Consider the following 16,404-nt stretch of genomic DNA (forward strand, 5'->3'; position numbering starts at 1 on the left):
CTGATGTCTGGACGCGGCTCAGTCGAGCAGCGCGATGGCGGTCGGGGCGTCGGCGCCGCGGGCGGCCAGTTCCTCGAACTCGTTGACGGCGTTGATCTCGGTGCCCATCGAGATGTTGGTGACGCGTTCCAGGATGATCTCCACCACCACCGGCACGCGGAACTCCTCCATCCAGGCGCGGGCCTGGGCGAAGGCGGGCTGGATTTCCTCCGGCCGGCGCACGCGGATCGCCTTGCAGCCCAGGCCTTCCACCACGGCGACGTGGTCCACGCCGTAGCCTTCGGTCTCGGGAGCGTTGATGTTCTCGAAGGCGAGCTGCACGCAGAAGTCCATGTCGAAGCCGCGCTGCGCCTGGCGGATCAGCCCCAGGTAGGCGTTGTTCACCACCACGTGCAGGTAGGGCAGCTTGAACTGGGCACCGACGGCCAACTCCTCGATCATGAACTGGAAGTCGTAGTCGCCGGAGATCGCCACCACCTTGCGCTCGGGGTCGGCGGCGCACACGCCCAGCGCGGCCGGGATGGTCCAGCCCAGCGGGCCGGCCTGGCCGCAGTTGATCCAATGGCGCGGCCGGTAGACGTGGAGGAACTGGGCGGCGGCGATCTGCGACAGACCGATGGTGCTGACGTAGCAGGTGTCGCGGCCGAAGGCGCGGTTCATCTCCTCGTATACCCGTTGCGGCTTCATCGGCACGGCGTCGAAGTGGGTCTTGCGCTGTAGCGTGCGCTTGCGGTCCTGGCACTCGGCGACCCAGGCACTGCGGTCGGGGAGCCAGCCGGCCAGCTTCATCCCCCGCGCCACTTCCAGCAATTGGTCGAGCGCCGCGCCGGCGTCCGAGACGATGCCGTAGTCGGGGCCGAACACCCGGCCGATCTGGGTCGGCTCGATGTCGATGTGCACGAAGGTGCGCCCTTCGGTATAGACCTCCACCGAGCCGGTATGGCGGTTGGCCCAGCGGTTGCCGATGCCGATCACGAAGTCCGACGCCAGCATCGTGGCGTTGCCGTAGCGGTGCGATGTCTGCAGGCCAACCATGCCGGCCATCAGCGGATGGTCGTCGGGGATGGTGCCCCAGCCCATCAGCGTGGGGATCACCGGCACGCCGGTGAGCTCGGCGAATTCCTGCAGCCGCGCCGCGGCGTCGGCGTTGATCACGCCGCCGCCGGCGACGATCAGCGGGCGTTGGGCGGCGTTGAGCATGGCCATCGCCTTCTCGGCCTGGGCGCGCGTGGCGGCCGGCTTGTGCAAGGGCAGGGGCTCGTAGGTTTCGATGTCGAATTCGATCTCGGCCATCTGCACGTCGAAGGGCAGGTCGATCAGCACCGGGCCGGGACGGCCGGAGCGCATGATGTGGAAAGCCTGCTGGAACACGCGCGGCACCAGCGCCGGCTCGCGCACCGTCACCGCCCACTTGGTGACCGGCTTGGCGATGGCTTCGATGTCCACCGCCTGGAAATCCTCTTTGTACAGGCGGGCACGCGGCGCCTGGCCGGTGATGCACAGGATAGGTATCGAATCCGCCGACGCCGAATACAGACCGGTGATCATGTCGGTGCCGGCCGGGCCGGAGGTGCCGATGCACACCCCGATGTTGCCGGCGCGCGCGCGGGTGTAGCCCTCCGCCATGTGCGAGGCGCCTTCCACGTGGCGCGCCAGCACGTGCTGGAAGCGGCCATCCTTCTTCATGGCCGAATAAAGGGGATTGATGGCGGCGCCGGGCACGCCGAACACGGTGGCAACACCTTCCTTGCGCAATACCGCCGCGGCGGCATCCACTGCTCTCATTCGGGCCATTTGTCTTCCTCCTGGGGTGGGTTTGCTTGACTGATGGCCACAGCATAGGGAGAAAGACTAAGTGGTTGAATTGCCGGGGGTCTCGGTTCTGTCGATACTTTTAGTATCTACTCGCCCGGCCGCGCCTCCCCTTCTCGCTGAAAACGCCGGTGCTGCTGTCGCCTACCGTGAACGCCGTACTGCCGCCTTGCCGCCGCAGGCGCCGTCCCGCGGCGGGAGGTGTCGCGCGATGCGGGGCGCCCGCCCTTGCTGGCGATACCGCTCCAGCCGTGCTGTCGGGGCGAGCGCTGTCATCGTCGGGGAAGGGGGGGCGTGCGTGTAAAAATTGTATACGTATAGGACTGAAATTGTTTTTGGCCGGCGCTGAGCAGGCGGCTTGCGGCGTGCCCGTTGCGGGCTGGCCTCGTGCACGGCGCAAGGCAGGAGGTGCACACTGGCAACGCGTATCGTAGGTAACTAGTGTATGTACACAAAAAATCATTGAATTGTGTACAAGGCAATTCTAGACTGTTGGCAACGATGGGCCGTCCGAGCTTGTCCCACTGGAAGGCTGAAGATGGGAAAACGGGCTTTCGCCGACCGAGGACGGGCTCCCGCCTACATACCAAGGAGACAACCATGCTGATACGCGTCATCAACCCCAACACCACCCGCAGCATGACCGAAAAGATCGGCGCGTCTGCCCAGCGCGTGGCTGCGCCCGGCACGCGCATCGTCGCGGTGAACCCGGACAGCGGTCCGGTCTCGATCGAGAGCCATTTCGACGAGGCGATCAGCGCGGTCGGCGTCGCCGAGGAGGTGCGCAAGGGCGAGCGCGACGGGGCCGACGCCTACGTCATCGCCTGTTTCGGCGATCCGGGCCTGCTCGCCGCGCGCGAGCTGACGCGCGCCCCGGTGATCGGCATCGCCGAGGCCGCCTTTCACCTGGCGACGATGATCGCGACGCGCTTCTCGGTGGTCACCACGCTCGGGCGCACCGGCATCATCGCCGAGCACCTGCTGCAGTCCTACGGTTTCGCCCACCACTGCCGGCGCGTGCGCGCGGCCGAGATCCCGGTGCTCGATCTCGAGGACGACGGCGCCTGCGCGCTCGAGCGCATCGTCGCGGAATGCCGCCGCGCCAAGGCCGAGGACGGCATCGGCGCGATCGTGCTGGGCTGCGGCGGCATGGCCGATCTCGCCGACGAGATCCGCGAGGCGGTCGGCCTGCCGATCGTCGAAGGCGTCACCGCCGCGGTGAAGCTCGCCGAGACGCTGGTGAGCCTCCGGCTCGGCACCAGCAAGCACGGCGATCTGGCCTTCCCGCCCGCGAAGCGCTTCACCGGCCAGTTCGAACACCTGAGCGCCCAGCCGGGTTCCTGAGCCTCTCCCGCCGCGGCTGTCGTCAACGGGGCCAGCATTTGCCGTCTCCGCCGTCTATTAACAACGGTATGAGCCTGCACGCGTCAGCGTGCCGGGCCCGGCCCCATCGGCACCACGACGACGCATCGCGAGGAGGAACCCTTCATGACCACCACCGCCCACAGTGCCACCCGCAGCACACCGCAACCGGTCATCGCCGGTGCCGACCCGCGCCTCTACAACGACGACCTCGCGCCGGTGCCGCAGAGCGCGCGCACCTGGAACGGCTACAGCATCTTCGCGATGTGGATGTCCGACGTGCATAGCGTGGGCGGCTATACCTTTGCCGCGAGCCTGTTCCTGCTCGGGTTGTCGGGCTGGCAGGTGCTGGCGGCGCTGACGCTCGGCATCCTGCTCGTCAACCTGCTGATGAACTGGGTCGGCAAGCCCAGCCTGGTGCACGGCATCCCCTTCCCGGTGATGGCGCGCGTCAGCATGGGCGTGATGGGCGCCAACCTCGCGGCGGTCATCCGCGGCGTGGTCGGCATCGTGTGGTACGGCGTGCAGACCTACTTCGCCTCCAAGGCGGTGGCGACGCTGGTGCTGCTGTTCTTCCCCGGCGCCGTGGCGCTGCGCGACACCAGCTTTCTGCGGCTCGACCTGCTCGGCTGGGCCTGCTTCATGTTCATGTGGTTCTTCCAGCTGGTGATCTTCCAGCGCGGCATGGAAACGATCCGCCGATTCGTCGATTTCTGCGGCCCGGCGGTGTATGTCGTGATGTTCGTGCTGATGGGCTGGATCCTGTCGCAGGCGGGCCTCGGCGCGCTCGACCTGACGCTCGGCGACAAGGTGCTCACGGGCAGCGAATCGGTCACCGCGATGGGCAGCGCAGTGCTGCTGGTGGTCAGCTACTTCGCCGCGCTGCTGCTCAACTTCGGCGACTTCTCGCGCTTCGGCAAGAACGAGCGCCAGATGAAGATCGGCAATTTCCTCGGCCTGCCGGTGAATTTCATCGTGTTCTCGATCATCACCGTGATCGTGACCGCCGGCAGCTCGACGGTATTCGGCGCGATGATCATGGACCCGGTCGACATCGTCTCGCGCATCGACAACAAGCTGGCCGTCGTGATCGGCAGCCTGACCTTCGTCGTCGCCACGATGGGCATCAACATCGTCGCCAACTTCGTCTCGCCGGCCTACGACATCGCCAACCTGTTCCCCCGCCACGTCGACTTCAAGCGCGGCGGCCTGATCGCCTCGATCCTCGCGGTGCTGGTGTGCCCGTGGATCTTCGTCGACAGCCCGAAGGCGATCACGGTCTTCGTCAGCGTGTTCGGCTCCATCCTCGCCCCGCTGTACGGCGTGATGATGGCCGACTTCTACCTCGTCAAGAAGCAGGTGGTGCAGGAGGCCGAGCTGTACACGATGGCGCCCACCGGGCGCTATCACTACGACGGCGGCTGGAACAAGGTCGGCCTGGCGGCGCTCGCGCTGTCCGGCACGCTGTCGGTCGGCTGGGAGCTGGCGACGCAATTTTTCCATCTGTTGCCCGAAAACAACTTCGGCTGGGTGATCGGTGCGCTGGCCGGCGCGCTGATTTACCTGGCGGCGATGCGCGCCGCGCGGCGCACCTGAGGCAACGGCAATCATGACGCCGGGCGCCCACGGTGCCGGGCGCGAAACAGTGCAGGAGAAACACATGGCCATCACCAAGGATTACCCCCGCGACCTGGTCGGCTACGGCCGCAACCCGCCGTACGCCAACTGGCCCGGCCGCGCCCGCGTCGCCGTCCAGTTCGTGCTGAACTACGAGGAGGGCGGCGAGAACTGCGTGCTGCACGGCGACCCGGCGAGCGAGCAGTTCCTGTCCGAACTCTTCAGCCCGCCGGCCTTCCCGGACCGCCACATGTCGATGGAAGGCGTCTACGAATACGGCTCGCGCGTCGGGGTGTGGCGCTTCCTGCGCGAATTCGAGCGGCGCGGCCTGCCCCTGACCGTGTTCGGGGTCGCCATGGCGCTGGAGCGCCACCCCGAGGTCACCGCGGCCTTCCGCGAGCTGGGCCACGAGATCGCCGGCCACGGCTGGCGCTGGATCCACTACCAGAACGTCGACGAGGCGACCGAGCGCGAACACCTGCGCATCGGCATGGAGATCATCGAACGCCTCACCGGCGAGCGCGCGCTAGGCTGGTACACCGGGCGCGATTCCCCCAATACCCGCCGCCTGGTGGCCGACTACGGCGGCTTCCTGTACGACTCGGACTACTACGGCGACGACCTGCCGTTCTGGATGGAGGTGCAGAAGACCGACGGCGCCACGGTGCCGCAACTGATCGTGCCCTACACCCTCGACACCAACGACATGCGTTTCTCCCTGCCGCAGGGCTTCTCGCACGGCGACGAGTTCTTCGACTACCTGCGCGACGCCTTCGACATGATGTACGCCGAGGGCGAAGAGCGTCCGGCGATGATGTCGGTCGGCATGCATTGCCGGCTGCTCGGCCGTCCGGGACGTTTCCGCGCCCTGCAGCGCTTCCTCGACCACATCGAGAAGCACGACCGGGTATGGGTGTGCCGCCGCGTCGACATCGCCCGCCACTGGCACCAGCATCATCCCTACGCGCCGCAGGGCTGAGTCCCCTTCGCCGAAAGGAAAAAGCCGGCCGTCGCAAGACGGGCCGGCTTTGTTTTGGCCTGCGGGCGGTGTCGGGCGCCGTTGTCCTTAGCGCATGGCCCCGGTCAGGAGCAGGTAGCCCGGCAGCCAGCCGGTCAGCACGCCCTGGACGATGGCCATGCCGGCGGTGAGCCTGACCACCGGTTTCTGCAGCGCCAGCAGCAGGAAGAACAGCAGCCACAGCACGGCCCACGCCAGCCAGGACAGGCCGAACCACCAGTCCCAGGTGGACGCGGCGAGGCGCAGGGTATCCACCGCCACCGGCAGCGCGGTGATCGCCACGAACAGGCTGAACCAGCCCAGTCCGCGGCCGTCGGCGCCGTTGTGGCGGTTGATGGCGACCCACAGGTAGGTGAAGGAAAACAGCAGGGAGAGGGCGCCCGCCTTGATCGACGCGGCGTCGGCCCCCTCGCCGAAGGCGAGCTTGAGGGCCACCAGCAGGGTGAGGCCGCCGGCAAACAGGTTGATCACGGATATCTCCCTGTCGCCGATGCGCCCCAGCATCCACAGGCCGTTGAGAATCAGCACGGCTCCTACGTAGAGGAGCGCCAGACCGAGCAACATGGCGCGCTACCTTTCGCGGTTCGGCCAACCTGCGCCCGGCGCGCCCCCGCCTCGGCGGGCGGGGCTGGCGCGGGCGCCGTCGGCAACGATGTTAGGCATGATCGGTGCTCCCGCTGCTCAGGCCACGCCGGGAATCACCCCGACGGCGTCGAGCTGGACTTCGTCGCAGTTGTGGCCGGTGCCGCTGCGGTCCACCACCAGGAAGTCGCATACCGCGTCGAGCGCCAGCAGCGGGTGGTGCCACACCCCGGTGCGGTAGTTGACGCCCTGGTCGGCGCGGGCCAGGAAGACCCGCAGGTCTGCCGCCGCCGGAGGCGCCCCCGCCGGCGCCACCACCACCAGGTAGGGACGGCCGGACAGGGGAATGAAGGCCTGGCTGCCCAGCGGGTGGCGCTCCATCATCTCCACCCGGAACGGCAGCGCGCGCGGCTGGCCGCGGAAGATGGACACGATGGCCCGGCCCTCGGGCCCCGGCTCGACGCTGGCCAGGTCGTGGTAGCGCTCGGTGTTGCCGCCGTTGATGGGGAAGTGGCGCACCGCCTCCGACGCCTCGATGACGTCGCCGAAGGGGGCGAAGGCTTCCCGGCTGAGCGGCTCCACCTTGAGGTCGAGGGTCTTCATTTGGCCACCCGGCCCCACAGGCGCAGGCGCGAGACGCCGCCGTCGGGGAAGATGTTGAGGCGCACGTGCGTCACCGGGCCGAGGCTAGCCAGGTCGGTGAAGGTGTGCACCGCGTCCATCGACAGTTTCTGCTCCGGCAGCAGCACCGGCCAGAACATGCTCTGGGTGGTGGCGGACTGGTCGGTACCGCCGCTGACGAAGGCCGCCTGCAGCGAGCAGGCGTCGGGATAATTGCCTTTGTAGAAGGCGGTATCCAGCTCGATCTTCTCGATGATGCCGGGCGCGCCCAGTTCCAGCACGCACCAGTCGTTGCCCGGTTCGCGGCGGCGGCGGGTCTCCCAGCCGTCGCCCATGTTCAGGCCGCGGCCGGGCAGCAGCATGTTGCTGGCGGAGGAGCCGAAGCTGGCGTCGTTCCAGGCCACAGGGCGGCCGCCGTTTTCCAGCGCGACGAGGTCGACCAGCTGGTCCGGGCCGGCGCTCTCCAGGCCGCCTACCGGCTGGCCGTACACGCGCAGACGGGCGATACCGCCGTCCGGGTAGATGTTGACGCGCAGGTGGGTCCAGACATCGCCGCTGGCGCATTGCAGCAGGTGATGGCTATTGGGGCCCAGCGCGGTGGCGGGCAGGATCTCGGTCCAGGCGGCGGCCTTCAGCGCTTCCACGTCGTCGCTGGCGGACACGGTGGCCTCGATCGACACCGCCGGCGGGTAGTTGCCGGTGAAGTGGCTGGTGTCCACGTCGAAGCCGCGGATCACGCCCTTCACGCCGAGCTTCACCAGCGCCCAGTCATAGCCGGCCACGCGCTTGCGGCGCGACTCCCAGCCATCCATCCACTTGCCGTTCTCGTCGAACTTGCCGGGCACGAACTGGGCCGGTTCCGGGTTGAGCATGCGCGAGACGTCGGCGAAGAAATCGTCGGACGCGTACAGGGCCTGGGCGCCCAGGCGCGGGTTGGCGAGGTCCACCGAGCGGCGCGCCCAATCGGGCAGCTCGGCGGGTGGGGCGATGACGGTGGGTCCGGTGGCGTGGGCCATGATGGGTTCTCCTTGCAGTGTTCAGTGAAAGTTCGTGAGGGACGCGCCGGCTTGGCGCGTCCCTCGGGGTGTCGAGCGTTCGATCAGATGCGTGTCTGGGGAGCGGCTTCGGCCAACATTTCGGCACGGGCCGGGGCGCGCAGATCGACCTTGATTTCGCCGTTGAGCACCTGGGTGGCGCGTTCGCGGTCGATATCCTTTTCCCACACGCCGACCACCACGGTCGCCACGCAGTTGCCGATCATGTTGGTCAGCGCGCGTGCCATGCCCATGAACCAGTCCACCGACAGTACCAGCACCAGGCCGATGGCGGGGATGGCCGGGATGGCGCTCAAGGTGGCGGCCAGGATCACGATGGCCGAGCCCGGCACGCCGTGGGCGCCCTTCGAGGTCACCAGCGAAATGGCGAGGATGGTGAGGAGGTCGGTCAGCGACAGCGGCGTGTTGGTGGCCTGGGCGATGAACACCGCCGCCAGGGTCAGGTAGATCGAGAAGCCGTCGAGGTTGAAGGAGTAGCCGGTGGGGATCACCAGGCCCACGGTCGAATCCTTCACCCCCATCAGCTCGAGCTTGCGCATCACCTGGGGCAGCACTGCGTCGGACGAGGCGGTGCCCAGCACGATCAGCAGTTCCTCGCGCAGGTAGCCCAGCAGCTTGAAGATGTTGAAGCCGGCCAGGCGCAGGATGATGCCCAGGATGCCGACCACGAAGATGCTGCAGGTCAGGTAGAACAGCGCCACCAAGAGGCCGAGCTGCTTGAGCGAGCCGATGCCGTACTTGCCCACGGTGAAGGCGATGGCGCCCATCACGCCCAAGGGGGCGAGCTTGACGATGAAGCCGATCAGCTTGAAGAACACCTGGCCGAGGTGGTCGATGGCGACGGTCACCGGGCGGCCGCGCTCGCCGAGCGCCGCGACGGCGCAACCGAACAGGATGGCGATCAGCAGCACCTGCAGGATGTCGCCCTTGGCGAAGGCGTCGCCGAAGGTGGCGGGGATGAGCTTCATGATGAAGTCCACCGCCGTCAGGTGGCCCACCTGGGAGACCCGCTCGCTATAGTCGGCCAGCGCCGAGGCATCGAGGGTGTGGGGGTCGATGTTCATGCCCGCGCCTGGCCGCAGGGTCTCGGCCAGCAGCACGCCCAGCGCCAGGGCGAAGGTGGTGACGATCTCGAAGTAGAGCAGGGCCTTGACGCCGACGCGGCCGACCTTCTTCAGGTCGCCGGTGCTGCAGATGCCGTGCACCACGACGCAGAACACCAGGGGTGCGACCAGCATCTTGATGAGCTTGATGAAGCCGTCGCCCATCGGCTTGAGCTTGGTGGCGAAATCGGGCCAGACGATGCCGACGATCACGCCGAGAATCAGGGCGATGACGACTTGCCCGAACAGGGTCTTATGGAAGCGTTTGTACATGGTTCACCTCGCAAACCGGATCGAAAGGGGGTTGCCGTGCGCAACCGGGGTCTTGTCGAAGGGATGACGGGAGGGGGTGAGTTCCATGCTCACGGGGTTGTTGCGCAATGCCGCGGTGGCGGCATGCGCTGCTCTTGTTCGGGCCATCTGCTTCTCCTTGGTGTAAATAATTATTAGCTTGGTTGGAACAGCTTAGGGATAAAGCGGAAGCGCTTGAATTCCCTCCGGCATCGGTTCTGTCGATAGTTTTGCTATCGACTTCCTGTCGGCCGGCTTCTCTTCCCGAGCCGGCCGGGAGGGGGTGCTGAGCCACCTGGTGCTTGCCGAAGCGGGACGGATTCCGCGTCGGACGGCTCACCTTTATCCGCCGGCCGGAGTACAGCGGCGCCGGGGACGTGGTGTTATATTCTTTCTGACATGTTAGTTTGAATTTTTCGAATTTTGCAACAAAAATGTCTTTATGGGTTTGCCTGGTGTGGCAGGTGGAATTTGCTGCCGGCGAAGCCTGATGTGACAATTGCCGCTCGACGAAATGGATGGGGACGAAAAACATGCAGGAGCCTGAAGGTTTGCTCTTGGCCGACAAGGCCTTCCTGGCGCTGCGGGAACTGCTGACCGGCGGTGGCCTGCGGGCCGGGCAGTTCGTCTCGATGTCGGACCTGGTCGGGGTGATCGGGCTGCCGCTGGCGCCGGTGCGCGAAGCGGTCAAGCGCGCCGAGTCGGCCGGTTACGTCCGCGTCCTGCCCAAGCGCGGCGTGGCGGTGATGGAGGCGACGCCGGAGCTGGTGCGCGAGTGCTTCCACCTGCGCACCGTCTTCGACCAGGAGGGCGCCCGGCTGCTGGTGCGCCGGCACGCCGCGGACACGCTCGGCGAACTGCGGCAAAAGCATCAGCAGGTGCTCGACGCCGCGCGTGCCGGCATCACGCCCTCGCTGCAGCGCGAGGCGATGGCGGTGGATTGGGCCTTGCACAGCGCCCTGTCCAATGTCCTCGACAACGCCAGCATCCGGGAGATCTACGCGCGCAACCGCGACCGCATCCTGGTGATGCAGCATTCCCGCCCGCTGCTGCCCGACCGCATCGTGCCGGCGATGCAGGAGCACCTGGCGATCATGGACGCGATCGCCGGCGGCGACGAGCAGGAGGCCGCCGGCCAGGTGCGCAACCATTTCCGCCAGACGCTGCGCTGGTGGGGCATCATCGACGCGGCCGAGGCGTCCTGAGTGTGAGCAGCGCGCCGGCGCCCGCTTCGGCGGACGGCCCGCTTGCCGCTGGTGTCGCCACTCCTCCGTCCCTCCTTACCCACTTCCCCCGCGCCGCGGTCGCCAAGGCGTAGCCCGCGCTCCGGCCATGCCGTGTCGCTGGTCGGCCCCGCCGGCCCAGGTTGGCCGAAGCCGCTGCGGACGGGTTCTCCGTGGCCCGGGGTGCCGGGCCGGCGCTCAGTCCGGCGCCCCGGCGGCGGCCCATTCGACGACCAGGCGGCGTTCGGCGTCGGTCATGTGCGTCAGGTTGCCGAGCGGCATGGTCCTGCTTTGCACTTGCGCCGCCAGGCGCGCGGCGTTGCGCTTGATCTCGGCCGGTTCGTCCAGCCGCACCCCGGCCGGCGGCGCCGAAAACCCGGCAAAGCTCGGCCGTGCGGCATGGCAGGCGACGCAGCGCTGCGCCAGGATGGCGCGCACCTGTTCAAGGTTGGCCGAAGACCGTGTTTCCCCCGCCGACAGCACGCCGGACGGCGCGCCGGCCAGTGCCACCAGCAGCAACAGCGCCACGCCGGCGGCGGGAAAGCGCCAGTCGACGATGCCACGGTGGCGCAGGTTGAAGAAGTGGCGGATCAGCACCCCGGCGGCGCCGATGCCGGCCAGCAGCGCCCAGCCGTAGCGGTGGCCGTAGGTGAAGGCGAAGTGCGGGCTGATCATGATGAACAGCACCGGCAGCGTGAAGTAGTTGTTGTGCACCGAGCGCTGCTTGCCGCGCCGTCCCGGCTCCGGGTCCGGCGTCTCGCCGCGTGTCAGGGCCGCCACCATGACGCGCTGGCCCGGGATGATGACGAAGAACACGTTGCCGGCCATCAGCGTGCCGATCACCGCACCGCAGAGCAGATACACCGCGCGCGCCGCAAACAGCTGCGACAGCCCCCAGGCCAGCGCCACCAGCAGCAGGTAGACGCTCAGACCGAGCCAGCCGTCACGCCGTCCGAGCGGGCTGCGACACAGGCCGTGGTAGACCAGCCAGGCCCCGCCCAGCGTCAGCAACGCCACGGCCACCGCCAGCGCCGGGCTCAAGCGCGCCACGGCGCTATCGACCAGCATCACCTCGGCGCGCGCCAAATACAGCAGCGCCAACAGCGCGAAGCCCGACAGCCAGGTGGTGTAGGCCTCCCACTTGAACCAGTGCAGCCTGGACGGCAGCACGGCTGGGGCAACCAGGTACTTCTGCGGGTTGTAGAAGCCGCCGCCGTGCACCGCCCACAGCTCGCCGCCGACGCCGCGCCGCTGCAGTTCCGGGTCGGTGGGCGGGGTCAGGTGGTTGTCGAGCCAGACGAAGTAGAACGACGCGCCGATCCACGCCACCCCGGCCACGAAGTGCAGCCAGCGCAGCAGCAGCGCCAGCCAGTCGAGCAGGTAGGCAACCACGCTCAGCTCCCGCGGTAGCTGCTGTAGCCGTACGGCGCCAGCAGCAAGGGGATGTGGTAGTGCGCCGTGGTATCGCTGATGCCGAAGCGGATCGGCACCACGTCGAGGAAGGGCGGGTCGCCCAGGGCATGGCCCTGAGCGCGCAGGTAGTCGCCGGCGGCGAAGTGCAGCTCGTACACCCCCGGCTGCAGCGCCGCGCCTTCCAGCAGCGGGGCGTTGCAGCGGCCGTCGGCGTTGGTGCGGGTAACCAGCAGCCGGCGCGGTTGCAGGCCGTCGATGCGGTACAGGCTCACGACCAGCCCGGCGGCGGGGCAGCCGCGCGCGGTATCGAGCACATGCGTGGTGAGACGGCCCATGGCGTGGCCTTTCTGTCGGTCATGACGATGCTGTCGGGAAAGCAGCGCAGTGGCCAGCTTCTATTATGGTTATAACCGCATGGTGATGATTCGCCGCGTTGGCGGCAGGGAGGACGCCATGGATAGCCCTGACAACCGGCGCTGGACGCCGGCGGACTTGTCGGCCCTGGAGCGCGACGCTTTCGTCGCCGCGCTCGACGGCGTGTTCGAACAGACGGCGTGGGTGGCCGAGCGCGCCTGGGAACAACGCCCGTTCAGCACGCGCTTTGCGCTGTGGCAGGCGCTGGTGTCCGCCATGCTGGCCGCCTCCCACGAGGAACAGCTGGCGCTGATCCGCGCCCACCCCGAACTGGGTACACGTGCCCCGCTGAGCGCGGCCTCGGGCGGCGAGCAGCAGGCCGCCGGCCTGCGCCAGGAGAGCGCCGACACCGCGCGGCTGGCCGAACTCAACGCCCACTATCGCGCGCGCTTCGGCCATCCCTTCATCGTCGCCGTGGCCGGGCTCGGCCGCGAGGAGATCCTCGCCCAGCTCGAGCAGCGCCTGCACGACCCCCCGCAACAGGAATTCGCCCGCTGTCTTGGCGAGATCGGCCGTATCGCCGCGCTGCGGCTGGCGCAGCGGGTGAGTAGTGCTTAGGCGTGCCGCCTCCGCCCCGCGGAGCCTCCGCGCGGAGTCGTCCTTCCCCCGGTGAGGGGGCCGTCTGCAGGCAGCGGCTGCGCGGGTGGGCGTGCGGCCGGCTAGGCCGGCGTTTTCGGCGGCGAGGCGTCGCCGGTGGAAATGTCCCGCCCCACCCGACGCAGATGCTGCTCGACGTAGAAGGCCGCCGCCTGCTCGTCGCCGCTGACGATCGCCTCGTAGATCAGCTGGTGTTCCGCCACGTACAGGCTGATGCGTTCCTCGTCGTAGATCCCGTCGTCACGCAGTCGCTGCCACAGCGGCTGCTCCATGGCTTTCGCGATTTCGTCGGCGATGCGCACCATCAGCGCATCGCCGGTCATCACGGCCAGCTGGCGATGGAACAGCCGGTCGCTCTCGCTCCACAGCGCCTGCTGTGCCTGGATGTCGATGTTCTTGACGTTCTTCATCAGCGCCAGGTAGTGCTCGGCCTTGTCGTCGCGCTGTCCGCGTCGCGCTGCCAGCCGCGCGATGGCGGGCTCCAGCAGCAGCCGCACCTCCAGCGTTGACAGCGGGCTGTCGTCGGCGCGTCGGTCCGTGTCGGCGAGCTGGGCCTGCTGCAGCCGCTGCAAGGCATCGGCACAGACGTAGGTGCCCGAGCCGCGGCGCGTCATCACCAGCTGCTGGTTCTGCAGCGACCCGATGGCCTCGCGCACGGCGGGGCGGCTGACGCGGAAGCGTGCCGCCAGCTCGCGCTCCGACGGCAGACGGGATTCCGGCAGGAATTCGCCGTTGGTGATGCTGTGCTGGATTTGCTCGGCCACCTGCTGGTAGATCGGGCGCGGCTGGAAGTGGTTGGTCTCTTGCATGGTGGTCACTCAAATTGGTCTAAAAGCGGACATGAGTGTTGCGTATTGGTGACAAAGTTTACCAAATTCCCTGGCGATGACGCGATAGGGTTGTGCCTTACGTGGCTAATTGGTAATTTTTTTGACATGAACAGTGTGGTTGCTGTCCTGCATCTGGCCAGTTTTGGATGGTTGATGTGGAGGCAACCAAAATCTGGTCGAAATTCTACCAATTCAGAGGTCTGACGCCCCATGAGCATGTCGACACCGCTACCGGTTCTCTCCGCCCGCCAAACCGCCGAGCTGCTGCCCTTCGATTCCCTGTGCCACGTGCTGGCGGACGCCGCCGAAGAGTACCAGGCCGGTCGCATCAGCAGCCCGGAACGCCAGGTGCTGCCGTTACAGGGGGAGGGCGTGCTGCTGTCGATGCCGGCCTCCGCCCACGATGTCGCCATGCACAAGCTGGTCAACGTCTGCCCGCACAACAGCCGCCACGGCCTGCCCACCATCCACGGCGTGGTCAGCGTCTACGACGCCGCCAGCGGCGTGCCGCTGCTGATCCTGGACGGGCCGACCGTCACCGCACGGCGCACCGCGGCGGTCTCGATGCTGGCGATGCGCTCGCTGCAAGCGGCGCCTCCGCGCCACGTTGCGCTGATCGGCACCGGCAAGCAGGCGGCCGGCCATGCCGAGGCGCTGGCGGCGCTGTATCCGGGACTGCGGGTTGACGTGCATGGCCACCAGAGGGCGGCCGCCGAGGCGTTCTGCCGCGAGCACGGCACGCTCGGCCTGGACCTGCAGCCGGCCACCGGGGACGTGGCCGAGGCGGTGCAAGTGGTGATCATGCTGACCACCAGCAAGGTTCCGGTGTACGACCAGCCGGCGCGTCCCGATCGTCTGCTGATCGGGGTCGGCGCCTTCCGTCCCGACATGGCCGAGCTGGGGCCGCACGCCATCGCCGGCAGCCAGCTGTTTTCCGACGACCCGGTCGGCGCGCGCCACGAGGCCGGCGACCTGATCCAGGCCGGGATCGACTGGACCACCGTGGCGTCGCTGGCCGACGCCGTGGCCGGACGCTTCGACGCGGCCCGCCCGCGCCTGTTCAAGAGCGTCGGTACCGCCGCCTGGGATCTGGCGGCGGCGCGATGCGCGCTGGCCAACTGGCGCCTCGGCGTAGGCGAGGGGGCATGAGCCGCGCCGACGTCATCGTGGTCGGCGCCGGCGTGGTCGGCATCGCCAGCGCGCTGCAACTGCGCCTGGCCGGGCTCGACGTGCTGCTGCTCGACCGCGATCCGCCGGCGTCCGGCACCTCGTCCGGCAACGCCGGGGCGCTGGCGGTGAGCGAGGTGCTCCCGCTCGCCGAGCCTGGCGTGCTGCGCCAGGTGCCACGTTGGCTGCTCAATCCGCTCGGCCCGCTGGCGGTACGCTGGCGCCATCTGCCCGGTCTGATGCCGTGGCTCGGCCGCTTCGTGCTGGCGAGCCGGCCAGCGCGGGTGGCGGCGCTGAGCCGGCAGCTGGGACAGCTGCTGGCCCGGGTGAACCAGGACTACGCCCCGCTCATCGCCCGCTGCGGTCTGGAAGGGAGTTGGCGTCGCCACGGCGCACTGGCGCTCTATCCCGACCAGGACGCCCTGCAGGCCGACCTGGCGCGCTGGCAGCGGCGCGGCGAGCAGGGCGTGCGCTGGCGGCACTGCGACAAAGACCAACTGACACGGCTGGAGCCGGCCTTGCGTGCGCCGTGGCAGCAAGGGGTGCTGATTCCCGACTGGTCGCACGTGGACGATCCCTACCTGTTCAGCCTCGGCCTGTTCCAGCAGTTCCTGCGCGAGGGCGGCCGGTTCCTGCAGCAGCCGGTGACGGCGCTGCGTCAGCAGCACGGCGCCGTCAGCGGCATCACCCTGGCCGACGGCAGCGCGCTGAGCGCGGGGCAGGTCGTGGTGGCGAGCGGCGTGTGGAGCGACCGTTTCGCACGCCAGGCTGGCCAGGCGCTGCCGCTGGAGAGCGAGCGTGGCTACCACCTGACCCTGCCCAGGGCCGGTCGTCCGCTGCGGCATTTCCTGCTCAACGCCAGTGAAAGCTTCGTCATCCTGCCGATGGCCGACGGCGGCCTGCGCCTGGCCGGCACGGTGGAACTGGCGCACCGCGACGCGCCGCCGGACTACCGTCGCGCCCACCTGCTGCTGGACAAGGCGCAGGCCATGCTGGGCGAACTCGGTACCGAAGGCATGAGCGCCTGGATGGGCAACCGCCCGTCGGTGCCGGATACCGTGCCGGTGATCGGCCCGTCCCCGCACCTGCGGCAACTGTTCTTCGCCTGCGGTCATGGCCATCTCGGCCTGACCCTCGCCGCCACCACCGGCGCGCTGCTGCGCGACCACCTCACCGGGGTGGCGGCCATTCCGCCAGAGTTCTGGCCCGGCCGGTTCCGTTAGCGTTCCGGTCGGTGCCAATGCTGTCGCAATCAAGCTGTTGCTGTGCCTCGTGTCGATTCAACAACTTCATCAGGAT

General features: G+C 68.2%; 15 protein-coding genes. 7 read left to right on the plus strand and 8 right to left on the minus strand.

Annotated features, from left to right (window positions below; translation table 11 throughout):
• Nucleotides 1-18: 18 nt before the first annotated feature.
• The gene (gene gcl / locus NH8B_RS01230) at nt 19-1,794 is read right to left on the minus strand and encodes a glyoxylate carboligase (protein ID WP_014085690.1); all 1,776 of its coding nucleotides are present in this window, start codon (nt 1,792-1,794) and stop codon (nt 19-21) included.
• A 618-nt stretch (nt 1,795-2,412) separates the two neighbouring features.
• Between gcl and NH8B_RS01235 the strand changes: the two genes are divergently transcribed.
• From NH8B_RS01235 to puuE, 3 genes are all read left to right on the plus strand, one after another.
• Nucleotides 2,413-3,156, plus strand: coding sequence for an aspartate/glutamate racemase family protein (locus tag NH8B_RS01235; RefSeq protein ID WP_014085691.1), 744 nt, complete (start codon nt 2,413-2,415; stop codon nt 3,154-3,156).
• A 144-nt stretch (nt 3,157-3,300) separates the two neighbouring features.
• Nucleotides 3,301-4,770: an NCS1 family nucleobase:cation symporter-1 gene (locus tag NH8B_RS01240; protein ID WP_014085692.1), complete on the plus strand. Its 1,470-nt coding sequence runs from the start codon at nt 3,301-3,303 to the stop codon at nt 4,768-4,770.
• 64 nt (nt 4,771-4,834) lie between these two features.
• Nucleotides 4,835-5,770 carry an allantoinase PuuE gene (gene puuE / locus NH8B_RS01245; protein WP_041702783.1) on the plus strand — a complete coding sequence of 312 codons (936 nt, stop codon included), beginning with the start codon at nt 4,835-4,837 and terminating at the stop codon, nt 5,768-5,770.
• Nucleotides 5,771-5,857: 87 nt separating this feature from the next.
• Here the strand turns inward: puuE and NH8B_RS01250 are convergent, their stop codons facing one another.
• The 4 genes from NH8B_RS01250 to NH8B_RS01265 form a co-directional block, all read right to left on the minus strand.
• Complete coding sequence (locus NH8B_RS01250; protein ID WP_014085694.1) at nt 5,858-6,373, minus strand: AmiS/UreI family transporter; 516 nt, start codon at nt 6,371-6,373, stop codon at nt 5,858-5,860.
• Between the two features lie 117 nt (nt 6,374-6,490).
• The gene (locus NH8B_RS01255; RefSeq protein WP_014085695.1) at nt 6,491-6,994 is read right to left on the minus strand and encodes an ureidoglycolate lyase; all 504 of its coding nucleotides are present in this window, start codon (nt 6,992-6,994) and stop codon (nt 6,491-6,493) included.
• Nucleotides 6,991-8,028, minus strand: coding sequence for an allantoicase (gene alc, locus NH8B_RS01260; RefSeq protein ID WP_014085696.1), 1,038 nt, complete (start codon nt 8,026-8,028; stop codon nt 6,991-6,993). Before alc ends, NH8B_RS01255 begins: the two co-directional genes overlap by 4 nt.
• Before the next feature lie 83 nt (nt 8,029-8,111).
• The gene (locus NH8B_RS01265) at nt 8,112-9,443 is read right to left on the minus strand and encodes a C4-dicarboxylate transporter DctA (RefSeq protein WP_014085697.1); all 1,332 of its coding nucleotides are present in this window, start codon (nt 9,441-9,443) and stop codon (nt 8,112-8,114) included.
• Nucleotides 9,444-9,994: 551 nt separating this feature from the next.
• Between NH8B_RS01265 and NH8B_RS01270 the strand changes: the two genes are divergently transcribed.
• Nucleotides 9,995-10,666: a GntR family transcriptional regulator gene (locus tag NH8B_RS01270; protein ID WP_008954800.1), complete on the plus strand. Its 672-nt coding sequence runs from the start codon at nt 9,995-9,997 to the stop codon at nt 10,664-10,666.
• A 216-nt stretch (nt 10,667-10,882) separates the two neighbouring features.
• Here NH8B_RS01270 and NH8B_RS01275 read toward each other — a convergent pair whose 3' ends face one another.
• Both NH8B_RS01275 and uraH read right to left on the minus strand, forming a co-directional pair.
• Nucleotides 10,883-12,076, minus strand: a complete 1,194-nt coding sequence (locus NH8B_RS01275) for a urate hydroxylase PuuD (protein ID WP_014085699.1) — start codon at nt 12,074-12,076, stop codon at nt 10,883-10,885.
• 2 nt (nt 12,077-12,078) lie between these two features.
• The gene (uraH, locus tag NH8B_RS01280; protein ID WP_008954802.1) at nt 12,079-12,432 is read right to left on the minus strand and encodes a hydroxyisourate hydrolase; all 354 of its coding nucleotides are present in this window, start codon (nt 12,430-12,432) and stop codon (nt 12,079-12,081) included.
• A gap of 118 nt (nt 12,433-12,550) precedes the next feature.
• Between uraH and uraD the strand changes: the two genes are divergently transcribed.
• Nucleotides 12,551-13,069, plus strand: coding sequence for a 2-oxo-4-hydroxy-4-carboxy-5-ureidoimidazoline decarboxylase (gene uraD / locus NH8B_RS01285; RefSeq protein WP_041703219.1), 519 nt, complete (start codon nt 12,551-12,553; stop codon nt 13,067-13,069).
• 101 nt (nt 13,070-13,170) lie between these two features.
• On the opposite strand, the gene NH8B_RS01290 is transcribed toward uraD, so the two are convergent.
• Nucleotides 13,171-13,917 (minus strand): FadR/GntR family transcriptional regulator, encoded by a 747-nt coding sequence (locus tag NH8B_RS01290; protein ID WP_008954804.1) that lies wholly within the window; start codon nt 13,915-13,917, stop codon nt 13,171-13,173.
• A 231-nt stretch (nt 13,918-14,148) separates the two neighbouring features.
• On the opposite strand from NH8B_RS01290, the gene lhpI reads away from it, so the two are divergent.
• Nucleotides 14,149-15,087, plus strand: coding sequence for a bifunctional Delta(1)-pyrroline-2-carboxylate/Delta(1)-piperideine-2-carboxylate reductase (gene lhpI, locus NH8B_RS01295; protein WP_014085701.1), 939 nt, complete (start codon nt 14,149-14,151; stop codon nt 15,085-15,087).
• On the plus strand, nt 15,084-16,328 hold the full coding sequence (locus NH8B_RS01300) for an NAD(P)/FAD-dependent oxidoreductase (protein ID WP_014085702.1): 1,245 nt from the start codon (nt 15,084-15,086) through the stop codon (nt 16,326-16,328). The genes lhpI and NH8B_RS01300 overlap by 4 nt, the downstream gene beginning before the upstream one ends.
• Nucleotides 16,329-16,404: the final 76 nt, after the last annotated feature.

The sequence above is a fragment of the Pseudogulbenkiania sp. NH8B genome (genome assembly GCF_000283535.1).
GTDB lineage: Bacteria > Pseudomonadota > Gammaproteobacteria > Burkholderiales > Chromobacteriaceae > Pseudogulbenkiania > Pseudogulbenkiania ferrooxidans.

Coding starts and splice junctions, on each gene's coding strand:
- gcl (WP_014085690.1), bottom strand. CDS start 1,794: ATGGCCCGAATGAGAGCAGTGGATGCCGCCGCGGCGGTATTGCGCAAG.
- NH8B_RS01235 (WP_014085691.1), top strand. CDS start 2,413: ATGCTGATACGCGTCATCAACCCCAACACCACCCGCAGCATGACCGAA.
- NH8B_RS01240 (WP_014085692.1), top strand. CDS start 3,301: ATGACCACCACCGCCCACAGTGCCACCCGCAGCACACCGCAACCGGTC.
- puuE (WP_041702783.1), top strand. CDS start 4,835: ATGGCCATCACCAAGGATTACCCCCGCGACCTGGTCGGCTACGGCCGC.
- NH8B_RS01250 (WP_014085694.1), bottom strand. CDS start 6,373: ATGTTGCTCGGTCTGGCGCTCCTCTACGTAGGAGCCGTGCTGATTCTC.
- NH8B_RS01255 (WP_014085695.1), bottom strand. CDS start 6,994: ATGAAGACCCTCGACCTCAAGGTGGAGCCGCTCAGCCGGGAAGCCTTC.
- alc (WP_014085696.1), bottom strand. CDS start 8,028: ATGGCCCACGCCACCGGACCCACCGTCATCGCCCCACCCGCCGAGCTG.
- NH8B_RS01265 (WP_014085697.1), bottom strand. CDS start 9,443: ATGTACAAACGCTTCCATAAGACCCTGTTCGGGCAAGTCGTCATCGCC.
- NH8B_RS01270 (WP_008954800.1), top strand. CDS start 9,995: ATGCAGGAGCCTGAAGGTTTGCTCTTGGCCGACAAGGCCTTCCTGGCG.
- uraH (WP_008954802.1), bottom strand. CDS start 12,432: ATGGGCCGTCTCACCACGCATGTGCTCGATACCGCGCGCGGCTGCCCC.
- uraD (WP_041703219.1), top strand. CDS start 12,551: ATGGATAGCCCTGACAACCGGCGCTGGACGCCGGCGGACTTGTCGGCC.
- NH8B_RS01290 (WP_008954804.1), bottom strand. CDS start 13,917: ATGCAAGAGACCAACCACTTCCAGCCGCGCCCGATCTACCAGCAGGTG.
- lhpI (WP_014085701.1), top strand. CDS start 14,149: ATGAGCATGTCGACACCGCTACCGGTTCTCTCCGCCCGCCAAACCGCC.
- NH8B_RS01300 (WP_014085702.1), top strand. CDS start 15,084: ATGAGCCGCGCCGACGTCATCGTGGTCGGCGCCGGCGTGGTCGGCATC.